Raw genomic sequence first — 12,800 nt, forward strand, 5'->3', positions numbered from 1 at the left:
CCAGAAATGGTCTCGGTCCAACGGTGGTCTCCTTCCGGAGACTTTGAATCACGTCGAAGCCGTCGTGGGAATCTACTTTATGGGTCCCAGCCCTAGCCAGGCGCTGGACCAGCACCTCGTCGAACCGAGCATACATATCCGCCGTTCGCCGCGATGTCCGCCGCGGCCCCCGCCTGTGCGAGCCGCCCATCCGGCTGCAGCAGCCCGTCCCGCAGCCCGGTATGATGCCCCGCCACCACATGCGCGATCAGCCCGCCCCACGGGGCCGGCAACCTGTCGCGCGCCCACCGCGCCCCCGCCGCCGCATGATCCATGCGCGGCCCGCCGTGCAGCCGGCGCTGGAACGCATCGAGATACTTGCCCAGATCATACAGCAGCCCGGCGATCTGTCCGACAGCCTCGAGACCCAGCCGTCCCGCCAGCCGCCCGGCCTCCTCCGCCACCTCGCGCAGATGCACCCGCAGCAGCTCCCACTCGGCCTCCGGCCGCCCCGCGACGCTGTGCGTGAAAGGGTGCCGTCACTCAGCGCACCCTCTCGGCAGATTCGTGATCAACATCGCGCCTTCCGCCTTCGCCTGCGCCATCAGCACGTGAAAGAACGGGTCGCGATGCCTGACCGACACCTTCTGCAACCGCGCCAGATGTGTCATCTCCAGAGGCAGCACCCTGAAGCCCTCCGCCGGCAGCACGCCGATGATCTCGTCGAGATCCGCCACCGCCGCGCCGGCCCGGATCTGCACCGCGATCTCCCACAATGACACCACACTGACCATCAGCTCGTTGGCCGGGCTGGCGATCATCGCCCTCGTCTTCGGGCCGAGGCCCTCGCCTCCCGCCAGCCACAGCAGCAGGGTATGCGCACCGACCAGGATCTTCATGGCGCCTGCATCAGCGCGTCGAGCAGATCCTGCGCCGTGTCCCACACCTCCGTCGACACCCCGATCCGCCCCGCCAGCGCCCCCGGCTGCCGCGCCGGCCGCATCGACCCTTCCGCCGGCCGCAGCTCCGCCACCACCGCCTCGTTCGACGTCACCAGCAACGTCTCGCCCGCCTGCACGCGACGTAGATAGCTGGTAAGATCACCCCTCAGGGCCCTGATCCCGACCCGTTCGCCCGCCATTTTGCCGACACAGCCCCATTTCAGCGTGTACACCCCATGTACACACTGTCCCAACCCGCCCCGAAAGGCCGTGTCGGACCCCGCAGCGCCCCCGTCAGACGGTCCGGTGCAGCCGCGTCAGCTCCAGCCCGTTGAGCTCATCCGCCCCCGCCTGGTGCAGTCTCGTGTCGGACACCCCATAGGCGCGCAGCGCCGCCTGGCTCCACCCACCGCCCGCCGCCGGATCGGCCGCCGGCGTGGCAGTGGCTAGGGAAGGGGAAGACGCAGCGGCGGGGGCAGGGGTCTCGGCCGAAGTCGCGGTCGCCGCCTCGTGATGCATGTGGATGCCGAGCAGCTTGAAGGCGATCGCCTCGGGGTCGATGCCGGTGATCTTCTCGAGGATGTTGATCCCCAGCCCGATCGGCCCGCCGGTCAGTCCGCTGACCGCCAGCGAGCCGAAGAACCGCACCGTCGGATCCCCCTCGTCGCCGGTCACCGCCCGATAGATCGACCCCACCACCGGGATCAGCTGCAGCGGGTTCAGGGCCGACAGGATGGAATGAAAGCTCAGCCCATGCGTCGTCGCCGCCGCCGCCGGCGGGTGCGGCGCGACGACGGTGATGTTGGTGGTGTCGCCGACGCTGCCGCTCATCAGGGGCTCCGACCAGGTTCGCGGCCAGTATCGCCGCAGCAGATGAGCAAGCGGTTAACGCGGTGACGCGAAATTAACGACATTTGCGCCGCTCCTGCGTTAGCCTCGCATCGCGCAGGCGGACGGGAGCAGCGGACAGCACGTGCAGACACCTCAGATGCGGCGCCGCGCGCGTCTCGCCCCCAGACGTGCGGCCACCCCCGGCAGGCTCGCCGCCGGCCTGTCGCTCGCCGCCGCCACCGGCTTCGGCGCCTGGGTCGCGGCCGACGCGATGCAGGCGCCGCCGCGGATCGCCGATCCCGAGCAGCCCCTTGCGCTGTCGGCGGTCGCGCAGGGCGATCTCACCTCGGCGCTGACCACCCTGTCGCATCGCGGCACCTTCGCGCAGAAGCTCGCCGAGAATGACCGCACCTGCCCGATGCATCTCGCCTACATCACGCTCCAGCGCGATCCCGCCGCCCCCGCGCAGGGTGAGGCCGGCGCGCGGATCGTCTCCGGCGGCTATGTCTCGCCGCTATTCGCGCTCGGCCCGACCCCGCTGCGCGTGGCGATCCCCTATCCTGCTCCGTTCTCGACCGGCCACGGCACCATCTCGGTCATCGCCAGCGGCGGCGCGGTCGTCTCGCTGCTGCCGTCATGGCACGTGCTGCCCGACGGGCCGAACACGCAGGCGGTGAGCTGGACGCCCGGCCCCGACTGCGACAAGCCGTTCTGAGCGGCGGTCGCCCGACATGATGTGGATCCGCCGCGCCCTCGGCCCCTCGCCGGTGATCGGCGCCTCGATGGTGGTGATGACCGCCGTCTCGGTGCTCGTCGCCTTCCATGCCGTGCCGCGCGTCTCGCAGGCCGACGCGCTCGGGCTGGTGGCCGTGCTCGGCCTCGCCGGCACGCTCTATGCCGGCTTTCGCCTCGCACGGCTCTGGCCGCGGATCGCCGGTCGCAGCGAACGCGCGCTCCATGTCCGCTCCGGCGACCCGCGCGAAGTCCCGCGCCTGCTCGCCGAGCTTGATGCGATGGTCGGGCTGGAACCGGTCAAGGCCGAGATCCACCGCCTGGTCGAACGCCTGCGCGTCGAGGCGGCGCGGCGCGAGGGCGGCCTGCCCGTCGCGCCCGCCTCGCTGCACATGGTGTTCGCCGGTCCGCCCGGCACCGGCAAGACGGTGGTCGCCCGGCTGTATGGCGAACTGCTCCGAGCCCTCGGCGTGCTGGAACGCGGTCACGTGATCGAGACCGACCGCTCCGGGCTGGTGGCGGGCTATACCGGCCAGACCGCGATCAAGACCCGTGAGGTGCTGGCCTCCGCGCATGACGGCGTGCTGTTCATCGACGAGGCCTATGCGCTGGCCGGGCGCAGCCCCGGCATGGCCGACCCATACGGGCTGGAGGCGATCGACACGCTGATGAAGGAGATGGAGGACCATCGCGACCGGCTGGTGGTGATCGTCGCCGGCTACCCGGGCCCGATGCAGCACTTCCTGCGCAGCAATCCCGGCCTGCCGTCGCGCTTCACCAAGTCTCTGGATTTTCCGCCCTACTCGGCCGACGAGCTGGTGGGCATCATCTACAACATGGCCCAGGACGACGGCCTGCACATCAGCCCCAAGGCCGCGCCCGAGCTGCGTGCCTGGTTCGACTGGGCCTCCGGCCTGCCGGATTTCGCCAACGCCCGCACCGCCCGCACCGTGCTCGAACGCGCCCGCGAGGCGCAGGCGGTACGCCTCGGCCCGTCGCTTGGCCAGCGCGATATCGACCTGCAACTGATCGAGGTCGCCGATATCCGCGCCGTACTGACCGAGGACGCCGAGCCATGAGGCTGCTGTTCGCCCGGGCGCGTTTCGCCCATGCCTGGCTGTGGCAGCGCGATGAAACCTACCGCATCGCCATCGTGCTTGGCCCGCCGGTGCTGCTCGGGCTCGGCCTCGCCCTGGGGGCCGCGCATGAGCTGACGAAACTGCGCGCCGGCACCGCGCCCGCCTGGCTCGCCCAGGCCTGGGCGGCGATCCCCTGGCCGGGTGCGACCCCGTCGGGTGCTGCCGGATGGGCGAAGCCGCTGCCCGGCGCCGGCCTGCCGCAGGACGGCACCGTCACCGCGATCGCCCCCGACGAGGCGATGCCGCCCGACGGCCCGGCGACCGCACTGTCGCGGCTCGCGCCCGGCTGGCTGGGACAGATCCTGTCCGTGCAGGGCCGCGAGGACCTCGATCTCGGTCTTGCCGAGCTGCCGCTCGGCACCGTCGATCTGCCGAAAACCACCCTCGACATGGCCAGTCTCATCGCGGCTGCGCCCGGCCCCGGGCGGCACGTTCTCGCGGCGACCGGGGTCTGGCTGGTGCGCGATGGCGGACAGACCGCCCTGTCTGTACGCATCACCCGGCCAGCCGGCCGGGACACCGCTCCGGCGAACTGCCTCTCGCGCGTCGGCATCGGCCATGTGCTGGCGATCTCCGATGTCCAGCTCGGACTGCCTGCGGGCAAGGAGCTGGTCTACGAGCCGGTCCAGCTCGGCCTCAAGCAGGGTTTCTACCGCGTCGGATTTGCCTTCGGCTGCTGGCACGGCGACGGCACCCCGGCCGCGGCCAGCGCCTCCCTGGTGACCGGGCACCCGGGCAGCACCACACTTTCACCCCTCGGCCCGACCGCCCTTTATCACCCGCGCACGTCCTGATCGTCTCAACCGACGCGCGTGCAGCTCCGCACGACCGGCGTTCCCACCGTCATCTCCGCCACCGCCTGCGCGAACCGAGCGTAATGCGCCGTCGCCTTGTGCGCCGCGAACGCGGCTGCGCTGTCATAAACCTCATAAAGCACGACATGGTCCGGCGCGTCGTCCGGCACCACCGCGTCGAAGCTTCGGCAGCCGGGTTCGAGCCCGACCGAACTCGCCGCATCCGCCCGGCATTCGACCAGGAAATCGCCCATCCGCTCCGGCCGCGCCACGAACTCGGCGATCACCACGAAAGCTGTGCGTTCACTCATCGACCGATCCGCTCCTGTCTCGATGCCGCGACAACGCCTCCGGAAGGTGCGAGGTTTGCACCCGCGGAGATAGGTCGGCTTGTTGCGTATCTTCACCATGGCATGCTAGAGGCCGCGCGGAAGCGACCGGTCCGGTGATCCGGACGCAACAAAACAAGATGGAAACGTGCGCGTGGCCCCGGGCGGAACAGAAGCGGCGATCTCGACCCCGACCAGCACTCTCGACCCGGCGAGCGACGGCCTCGCCGAGCGTTATGCGCGCGCGCTCTACGCCCTGGCTGACGAGCGCCGCGAGGTCGATGCCGTCGCCGACCAGATCGCCTCCCTCGGCCGGCTGATCGACGAGAGCGCCGACCTGCGCCGCCTGCTGGCCAGCCCCCTGGTCGATATCCGCGAAGGAGCGAAGGCGCTGGACGCCGTGCTCGCCGCGCAGGGCTTCGGCAAGACCGTCACCGATTTCGCCGGCGTCGTCGCCGCCAATCGCCGCCTGCCCGAACTGCGCCGGATCGTGAGCGCCTTCGCCGCCCTGCTCGCCGCGCGCCGCGGCGTGGTGGCGGCCGATGTCACCTCCGCCTTCCCGCTGACCGACCTGCAGCGCACCCAGTTGCGCGCCCGCCTCACCGAGGCCGGCTATTCGAAGGTCGATCTGCGCGAGACGGTCGATCCCGCCCTGCTGGGCGGGCTTTCCTTGCGCATCGGCGCCCGCCTCTACGACGCCACCATCAGATCGCGCCTGCAGCGCCTGCAACACGCCATGAAGGGAGCCGCGTGATGGATATCCGTCCCGCCGAGATTTCGGACATCCTCAAGCAGCAGATCGCCTCGTTCGACAGCGAGGCCGACATCGCCGAGACCGGTCAGGTGCTGACCGTCGGCGACGGCATCGCGCGCGTGTTCGGCCTGGCCAACGTCATGTCGGGCGAGCTGGTCGAGTTTCCCAATGCCGGGCTGCGCGGCATGGCGCTCAATCTCGAGACCGACAATGTCGGCGTGGTGATCTTCGGCGATGACCGCCAGATCCGCGAGGGCGACACCGTCACCCGCACGAAGGACATCGTCGACGTCCCCGTCGGCCTCGGCCTGCTCGGCCGCGTGGTCGACGGTCTCGGCAACCCGATCGACGGCAAGGGTCCGCTCACCAATGTCGAGCGCAAGCGCGCCGAGGTGAAGGCGCCGGGCATCATGCCGCGCCAGTCGGTCACCGAGCCGATGCAGACCGGCATCAAGGCGATCGACGCGCTGGTGCCGATCGGGCGCGGTCAGCGCGAGCTGATCATCGGCGACCGCCAGACCGGCAAGACCACCATCATCCTCGACACCTTCCTCGCCCAGAAGCCGGTCAATGCCGGCGACGACGAGAGCCGCAAGCTCTACTGCATCTACGTCTCGGTCGGCCAGAAGCGCTCGACGGTGGCGCAGATCGTGCGCACGCTCGAGGAAGAGGGCGCGATGGAATACTCCATCGTCGTCGCCGCCACCGCGTCGGACCCTGCGCCGATGCAGTATCTCGCCCCCTACACGGGTGCGACGATGGGCGAGTTCTTCCGCGACAACGGCCGCCACGCCCTGATCGCCTATGACGACCTCACCAAGCAGGCGGTCGCCTATCGCCAGATGTCGCTGCTGCTGCGCCGTCCGCCGGCGCGCGAGGCCTATCCGGGCGACGTGTTCTACCTGCATTCGCGCCTGCTGGAGCGGGCGGCGAAGATGTCGGACGCCAATGGCGGCGGCTCGCTGACCGCACTCCCGGTCATCGAGACCCAGGCCGGCGACGTCTCGGCCTATATCCCGACCAACGTGATCTCGATCACCGACGGCCAGATCTTTCTCGAGACCGACCTGTTCTTCAAGGGCATCCGCCCGGCGGTGAACGTCGGCGGCTCGGTCTCCCGCGTCGGCTCGGCGGCCCAGATCAAGGCGATGAAGCAGGTCGCCGGCAAGATCAAGCTGGAGCTCGCCCAGTATCGCGAGATGGCGGCGTTCTCGCAGTTCGCTTCCGACCTCGACCCGGCCACCCAGCAGATGCTGGCCCGCGGCGCGCGCCTGACCGAGCTGCTCAAGCAGCCGCAGAACTCGCCGCTGCCGGTCGAGGAGCAGGTGGTGGTGCTGTTCGCCGGCACCCGCGGCTTCGTCGACAAGGTGCCGGTGAACAAGGTCGTCGCCTTCGAGGCGGCGCTGCTTGCCGACATGCGCGCCAACCATGCCGACATCCTGACCGCGATCCGCGACGCCCGCGAGATCAAGAAGGACACCGAGGAGAAGCTTTCGGGCGTTCTCGGCGAGTTCGCCCGTCGCTTCACGGCCGACTGACATGCCGAGCCTGAAGGAGCTCCGCGGGCGTATCAACTCCGTCAAGTCGACGAAGAAGATCACTTCCGCGATGAAGATGGTCGCGGCGTCGAAGCTCAAGCGTGCCCAGGGCGCGGCAGAGGCGGCGCGTCCCTATGCGGAAGCGATGCAGCGGATGCTGAACGCGCTGGCGAAATCGCTGGCCGGGCAGCCCAACGCCTCGCCGCTGCTTGCCGGCACCGGCCGCGATCAGACCCATCTGCTGGTGGTGGTGAGTGCCGATCGCGGCCTCGCCGGCGGCTTCAACTCCAATGTCGGCCGGGCCGCGCGCAACCATGCGCGCAAGCTGCGTGCCGATGGCAAGACCGTGAAGTTCCTGCCCATCGGCCGCAAGGGTGCGGACTACCTCGAACGCGAGTTCCGCGGCGATCTCGTGCACCGCGAGCTGATCGGCAACAAGCCGACCGATTACGGCCAGGCGGCGTCGATCGGCGCCAAGATCAACGACATGCTGAGCAAGGGCGAGTTCGACGTCTGCACGCTGGTGTTCAACCGCTTCAACAACGTGATGTCGCAGACGCCGATCACCGTGCAGCTGATCCCGCTGGCACTCGACGACGCCGAAGACGCGGCCGATGACGCCGACGCGCCGCAATACGAGTTCGAGCCCGACGAGGAGACCATCCTCGCACGGCTGCTGCCGCAGAACCTGTCGATGCAGATCTATCGCGCGATGCTGGAGAGTGCGGCCGGCGAGCAGGGAGCGCGGATGACGGCGATGGACTCCGCCACCCGCAATGCCGGCAAGATGATCGACCGGCTGACGCTGAACTACAACCGCACCCGCCAGGCCAACATCACCAAGGAACTCATCGAGATCATCTCCGGCGCCGAAGCCGTCTGATCGCGATCACGAAAAGCACGACCGGAGAGCACCCCGATGTCCGAGACACAAACCCAGGGCCGCAACAATGTCGGCCGCGTCACCCAGGTCCGCGGCGCGGTGGTGGACGTGCAGTTCGAGGGCGAACTGCCCTTCATCCAGAACGCGCTGACCGTGAAGGTCGGTGACAGCACGCTGGTGCTCGAAGTCGCCCAGGAGATCGGCGAGCGCACCGTGCGTGCCATCGCCATGGACACCACCGACGGTCTGGTGCGTGGCGCGGAAGTCACCGACACCGGCGGCCCGATCTCGGTCCCGGTCGGTCCGGGCACGCTGGGTCGCATCCTCAACGTCATCGGCGAGCCGATCGACGAGCGCGGCCCGGTGCAGGCCGTGGCCCATTGGTCGATCCATCGCGACGCGCCGGCCTTCGAGGATCAGGCCGCCTCGGCCGAGATCCTGGTTACCGGCATCAAGGTGGTCGACCTGCTCTGCCCCTACCTCAAGGGCGGCAAGATCGGCCTGTTCGGTGGTGCGGGCGTCGGCAAGACGGTGCTGATCCAGGAGCTGATCAACAACATCGCCAAGGCGCATGGCGGCGTGTCGGTGTTCGCCGGCGTCGGCGAGCGCACCCGCGAGGGCAACGACCTCTATTACGAGATGATCGATGCCGGCGTGATCAAGCTCGGCGAGGGCACCACCGAGGGCTCCAAGGTGGCCCTGGTCTACGGCCAGATGAACGAGCCGCCGGGTGCGCGCGCCCGCGTCGCGCTGACCGGCCTGTCGATCGCGGAATACTTCCGCGACGAGGAAGGCCAGGACGTGCTGTTCTTCGTCGACAACATCTTCCGCTTCACCCAGGCGGGCTCCGAGGTCTCGGCCCTGCTCGGCCGCATCCCGTCTGCGGTGGGCTACCAGCCGACGCTGTCCACCGACATGGGCGCGCTTCAGGAGCGCATCACCTCGACCAAGAAGGGCTCGATCACCTCGGTGCAGGCGATCTACGTGCCGGCCGACGACCTCACCGACCCCGCGCCCGCCACCTCCTTCGCCCATCTCGACGCGACCACGGTGCTGAACCGCTCGATCGCCGAGCTCGGCATCTACCCGGCCGTCGATCCGCTGGATTCGACCTCGCGCTCTCTCGATCCGAAGATCGTCGGCGAGGAGCACTACCAGGTCGCGCGTGACGTGCAGCGCATCCTGCAGACCTACAAGTCGCTGCAGGACATCATCGCCATTCTCGGCATGGACGAGCTCTCGGAAGACGACAAGCAGACCGTCGCCCGCGCCCGTCGCATCCAGCGCTTCCTCAGCCAGCCCTTCCATGTCGCCGAGGTGTTCACCGGCGCGCCTGGCAAGCTGGTTTCGATCGAGGACACGGTGCGCAGCTTCAAGGGCATCGTCGCCGGCGAATATGACCACCTCCCCGAGAGCGCTTTCTACATGGTCGGCTCGATCGACGAGGCGATCGCCAAGGCCGAGAGCGCGAAGGCGAAAGCCTGATGCCGGTCGCGCTCCAGATCGTCAGCCCCGCGAAGGAGCTGCTGGCCCGCGATGTCGACATGGTCGTCATTCCGGGCTCGGAGGGCGATCTCGCCGCGATGGAGGGCCACGCGCCGCTGATCACCCTGCTGCGCGGCGGCGTGGTCGAGCTGCACGAGGGCGGCTCGGTGACCGACCGGTTCTTCGTCTCCGCCGGCTTCGCCGAAATCACCCCCGAGCGCTGCACGGTGCTGGCCGACGAGGCGACCCCGCTCGCCGAGCTGTCCCGCGCCGAGGGCGAGACGCGTCTTGCGGCGGCCCAGAAGGCCTATGACGACGCCGACAAGTCCGACATCACCACCTTGCTGCCGTTGCAGGACGCGGTCCTGTCGGCGCAGGCCTGGGTCGAGACCGCGCAGGCCTGATCGCAGGGCGCCGCCCTGCACCTCCCCGACATTGATGCAGGTGCAGGAGCCTCAGGCTCCTGCCGGGGCGCGCGGCAGAGCCCCGCAAGTCTGGTGCGGACGGCGGGTTTCGAACCCGCACTTCCTGTCGGAAAGCAGATTTTCATCCCACTTCGGCTTTCGCCGCCGCCACCCGAAGGCAGCGTTCGTGGGCTGGACTGTCCCTTCGCCATCACCCGGAATCCGGGCCCCAGGCGCCACCCGTCCAGTCTCTACACCTTCCCGCCATGGCGACGGGCTTGGCTCGGGATCGGCATCGGACCACCGGCCCGGAAGCGTTCCCCGACTTTGAGCGGTTCTACGTCGCGCGTTTCCGCGCGCGCACTCCAATTGGGTCGTTAAAGTCTGCTGCGTCTACCGTTTCGCCACGTCCGCACTTGATCTGAACGTGCCCCAGGGTCAGCCGATTCGCAACAGGGCCGGCCCCTGTTCGCGCAGCCAGCGTTCGGCCATCAGCCGATTCGGGGTCAACCGGTCCACCAGCCGCCAGAACGCCTCGCCATGGTCCATGTGCGACAGATGCGCCATCTCGTGCGCCACCACATAGTCCTGCACCGTGGGCGGCGCCATCACCAGTCGCCAACTCAGCATCAGGGTGCCATCTGCGGTGCAACTCCCCCAGCGCGACCGCACATCCTTGATCGACAGCCGCCGCGGCCGCCGCTCGAGACCCGCGCCAATCCGGCCGACATGCACCGCCAGCCGCCGCCGCGCCTCGGCACGCAGGAAATCCGACAGCCGGCGCGGCAGGAACTGCGCCTCCCCGCTGACCACCAGCATGCCGGCGTCGACCCGCACCCCGCCGCGCGACAGCGGATCGTGACGAATCCGATGCGTCAGCCCGTCGAGGGGGATGCACACGCCGTCGGCGAAATCGATCCGGCTCGGCAGCGCCGCCAGCCGGCCGGCAATCCAGTCCGAATGCCGTCCCAGCAGCGCCCGGCCCGTGGACCGCGATGCCCGCGGCGGCAGGGTGACCACCACATGCCCGCCGCTCGGATCGATGCGCAGCGACAGCCGTCGCGCCCTGCGGCTGACCCGCCAGCGCACCGGCACCGGTCCGCAGCCCAGTTCGATCACCTCGACGGCATCGTCGGCATCCCGTCGCAGCGGTGTTGCCGGCGGGCGGCTCACCGCGCGCTGGCCGGCTTGCGTGCGCGCAGTCCCACACCCTTCGGCGTGCGTGCCGGCCAGGCGACGATATGGTCTTCCAGCATCCCGGCCTCGCGTTCGTCGATCGCGCGGCCGCGCACCGAGACCCCGGCCTCGTGCACGCTCTCTGCCCGGCCGGACACCAGCGGGTGCCACCAGGCCAGCCCGCGTCCTTCGGCGACGCACCGGTAGGCGCAACTCGGCGGCAGCCAGTCGATGGTGGCGAGCTCCGCCGGGGTCAGCCGCACGCAGTCCGGGACCTTCGCCTGACGGTTGGCATAGTCCGAACAGCGGCAGCTCTGCGTATCGAGCAGGCGGCAGGAGACCTCGGTGTAGAGGATGTCGTCATCCTCGTCGCGCAGCTTGTGCAGGCAGCAGCGCCCGCAGCCATCGCACAGCGACTCCCACTGCGCATCGGTCATCGCGTCGAGCGGCGTCGTCCGCCAGAAGGGAAGGTCGACCATGACTCCTTATAGAGGGCGCGGTGGATGCGGGTGCAAGAATTGTGCGGGCAGCCATCGCGACAGCGGCGGGGCGAGCGCAGCCGCGCCCAGCCACAGCGCGGCCAGCCCGATCCCGAGCAGCAGTCTCGGCGCATAGACCGGCCCCCACAGCAGACGCCAGCGCGCCATCCGGCTCGCCCCCAGATCGCGCAGCAGCCGCGCCTCGCCCAGCGCATTGCGCCGGGCGCGCGCCAGTCCCGGCAGCACGATCACCGGCAGCAGGAACACACAGGCCAGCCCCACCGCCCGGCCCGACGAGATGTCCCCGATGCCATGTCGGACCAGCCATCCACCCACCGCCGCGCCCGGGAGGGCCAGCGTCAGCGCGAGGCTCCAGCCGGCCTCGATCCATGCCTGGCCGGCGGGCATCCGTTTCATCCGGCGGCCAGCCAGGCGTCGAAGCGTTGCCGCAACACCGTGTAACGGGCGCGCCAGAACGCGGTCGAGACTTTCGCATCCAGCCCTCGGGACGTCGGGGCGGAGTCAGACAGCGCCTTGGTGGCACCGTCGAGCCGGTCCAGCAATGCCAGGGCCTGTCGTCGCAAGGCCGGCGTCTGCGCGGCCGGGATCGCCCAGTCGGCCGCCAACGGCACCGCGGGCCCGGCCATCACGCGGCCCTCCGCGTCCCGGGCAGGGGCTGCGACCATCACCACATCGCCGCGCCGCAGCAGCTCCATCGCCTGCGCCGGGCTGCTCCACCAGGCGATATAGGGCCGGAGCTGATCGAGCCGGCGGAACGCCCGGTCGAGCCCGGCGGGCGTCTCGAGCTGTCGGTAGATGTCCGACGGCGGCACCCCGTCGGCCAGCAGGGCAACCTCCAACGTGCCGCGCGGATCGCGTGGCAGGCCGCGCCGTCCGGGAAAACGCACAGGGTCCCACAGGCTCGACCACCCTTGCGGCGCAGGCGATCGACGCGGGTGGGCGGCGGGAACCAGGCTCTGACCGGGTGCTGCACGCAGGCATCCATCCTCTCCGGGGTGCAGGGCCAGCAGCAACCGGTTTCGACAGGCGAGGGTTGCGGAGCTGTCGGCGAGGTAGACCACGGCAAAGGGCGACGGCGCGCCCGCGCCGCTCCCGATCCCGGACGGATCGCCCTCCCAGCTCGCCATCCGGGCCCCGCCGCCGGACATCGCCTGACCCACGAGCCTGCTGAGCTGCCCTGCCGGCATGCCGATCCGCGGCGCCGGCACACGTCCCGCCCTGGCCGGTGCCGGGTGTGCGCCACAACCGAGCGCAGTGGCCAGCAGCGCGGCAGGCCAGACGGGGGCGAACCTGATCGGGGACACGTCTCGCAGCT

17 protein-coding genes are annotated in these 12,800 nt (G+C 69.8%); 8 read left to right on the forward strand and 9 right to left on the reverse strand.

The genetic code is table 11. The features are described 5' to 3' along the window. Window positions 1-92: 92 nt before the first annotated feature. From FHR90_RS12800 to FHR90_RS12815, 4 genes are all read right to left on the reverse strand, one after another. Window positions 93-458 (reverse strand): CRISPR-associated endonuclease Cas3'', encoded by a 366-nt coding sequence (locus FHR90_RS12800; RefSeq protein ID WP_221188273.1) that lies wholly within the window; start codon window positions 456-458, stop codon window positions 93-95. A gap of 60 nt (window positions 459-518) precedes the next feature. Next, on the reverse strand, window positions 519-878 hold the full coding sequence (locus FHR90_RS12805; protein WP_176626367.1) for a type II toxin-antitoxin system VapC family toxin: 360 nt from the start codon (window positions 876-878) through the stop codon (window positions 519-521). Then, the gene (locus FHR90_RS12810; protein ID WP_176626369.1) at window positions 875-1,120 is read right to left on the reverse strand and encodes a type II toxin-antitoxin system Phd/YefM family antitoxin; all 246 of its coding nucleotides are present in this window, start codon (window positions 1,118-1,120) and stop codon (window positions 875-877) included. The genes FHR90_RS12805 and FHR90_RS12810 overlap by 4 nt, the downstream gene beginning before the upstream one ends. A 94-nt stretch (window positions 1,121-1,214) precedes the next feature. Beyond that, window positions 1,215-1,751, reverse strand: a complete 537-nt coding sequence (locus tag FHR90_RS12815; RefSeq protein ID WP_176626371.1) for a hypothetical protein — start codon at window positions 1,749-1,751, stop codon at window positions 1,215-1,217. A 142-nt stretch (window positions 1,752-1,893) separates the two neighbouring features. Here FHR90_RS12815 and FHR90_RS12820 point away from each other — a divergent pair, with 142 nt between their 5' ends. Genes FHR90_RS12820 through FHR90_RS12830 form a run of 3 tightly spaced genes read left to right on the forward strand, consistent with a single transcriptional unit; the run spans window position 1,894 to window position 4,416 of the window. After that, window positions 1,894-2,466, forward strand: a complete 573-nt coding sequence (locus FHR90_RS12820; protein WP_183275353.1) for a hypothetical protein — start codon at window positions 1,894-1,896, stop codon at window positions 2,464-2,466. Window positions 2,467-2,482: 16 nt separating this feature from the next. After that, complete coding sequence (locus FHR90_RS12825) at window positions 2,483-3,562, forward strand: AAA family ATPase (protein WP_221188274.1); 1,080 nt, start codon at window positions 2,483-2,485, stop codon at window positions 3,560-3,562. After that, window positions 3,559-4,416: a hypothetical protein gene (locus tag FHR90_RS12830; protein WP_183275354.1), complete on the forward strand. Its 858-nt coding sequence runs from the start codon at window positions 3,559-3,561 to the stop codon at window positions 4,414-4,416. The genes FHR90_RS12825 and FHR90_RS12830 overlap by 4 nt, the downstream gene beginning before the upstream one ends. 5 nt (window positions 4,417-4,421) lie before the next feature. Here the strand turns inward: FHR90_RS12830 and FHR90_RS12835 are convergent, their stop codons facing one another. Then, window positions 4,422-4,727 (reverse strand): putative quinol monooxygenase, encoded by a 306-nt coding sequence (locus FHR90_RS12835; protein WP_176623680.1) that lies wholly within the window; start codon window positions 4,725-4,727, stop codon window positions 4,422-4,424. Between the two features lie 172 nt (window positions 4,728-4,899). Here FHR90_RS12835 and FHR90_RS12840 point away from each other — a divergent pair, with 172 nt between their 5' ends. The 5 genes from FHR90_RS12840 to atpC are packed head-to-tail and all read left to right on the forward strand — an operon-like array spanning window position 4,900 to window position 9,809. Beyond that, window positions 4,900-5,499 carry a F0F1 ATP synthase subunit delta gene (locus FHR90_RS12840; RefSeq protein ID WP_394367836.1) on the forward strand — a complete coding sequence of 200 codons (600 nt, stop codon included), beginning with the start codon at window positions 4,900-4,902 and terminating at the stop codon, window positions 5,497-5,499. Next, window positions 5,499-7,037, forward strand: a complete 1,539-nt coding sequence (atpA, locus tag FHR90_RS12845; RefSeq protein WP_176623682.1) for a F0F1 ATP synthase subunit alpha — start codon at window positions 5,499-5,501, stop codon at window positions 7,035-7,037. Before FHR90_RS12840 ends, atpA begins: the two co-directional genes overlap by 1 nt. A 1-nt stretch (window position 7,038) precedes the next feature. Beyond that, a complete protein-coding gene (locus FHR90_RS12850) occupies window positions 7,039-7,920 on the forward strand; it encodes a F0F1 ATP synthase subunit gamma (RefSeq protein ID WP_176623684.1) in 882 nt (293 codons plus the stop codon). A gap of 36 nt (window positions 7,921-7,956) precedes the next feature. Next, window positions 7,957-9,405: a F0F1 ATP synthase subunit beta gene (gene atpD / locus FHR90_RS12855; RefSeq protein WP_176623686.1), complete on the forward strand. Its 1,449-nt coding sequence runs from the start codon at window positions 7,957-7,959 to the stop codon at window positions 9,403-9,405. Further along, a complete protein-coding gene (atpC, locus tag FHR90_RS12860) occupies window positions 9,405-9,809 on the forward strand; it encodes an ATP synthase F1 subunit epsilon (protein WP_176623688.1) in 405 nt (134 codons plus the stop codon). Before atpD ends, atpC begins: the two co-directional genes overlap by 1 nt. A 438-nt stretch (window positions 9,810-10,247) precedes the next feature. Here atpC and FHR90_RS12865 read toward each other — a convergent pair whose 3' ends face one another. From FHR90_RS12865 to FHR90_RS12880, 4 genes are read right to left on the reverse strand one after another with little or no spacing between them, the layout of a single operon-like run. Continuing rightward, window positions 10,248-10,982, reverse strand: coding sequence for a YgjP-like metallopeptidase domain-containing protein (locus FHR90_RS12865; RefSeq protein WP_266152820.1), 735 nt, complete (start codon window positions 10,980-10,982; stop codon window positions 10,248-10,250). Continuing rightward, entirely contained in the window at window positions 10,979-11,464 is a 486-nt protein-coding gene (locus FHR90_RS12870; protein WP_176627153.1) for a YcgN family cysteine cluster protein, read from the reverse strand. Before FHR90_RS12870 ends, FHR90_RS12865 begins: the two co-directional genes overlap by 4 nt. 6 nt (window positions 11,465-11,470) lie before the next feature. Continuing rightward, window positions 11,471-11,881, reverse strand: coding sequence for a hypothetical protein (locus FHR90_RS12875; RefSeq protein WP_183275355.1), 411 nt, complete (start codon window positions 11,879-11,881; stop codon window positions 11,471-11,473). Then, window positions 11,878-12,789 carry an extracellular solute-binding protein gene (locus tag FHR90_RS12880; RefSeq protein ID WP_266152821.1) on the reverse strand — a complete coding sequence of 304 codons (912 nt, stop codon included), beginning with the start codon at window positions 12,787-12,789 and terminating at the stop codon, window positions 11,878-11,880. The genes FHR90_RS12875 and FHR90_RS12880 overlap by 4 nt, the downstream gene beginning before the upstream one ends. Window positions 12,790-12,800 lie beyond the last annotated feature (11 nt).

Source organism: Endobacter medicaginis (assembly GCF_014192375.1).
GTDB lineage: Bacteria > Pseudomonadota > Alphaproteobacteria > Acetobacterales > Acetobacteraceae > Endobacter > Endobacter medicaginis.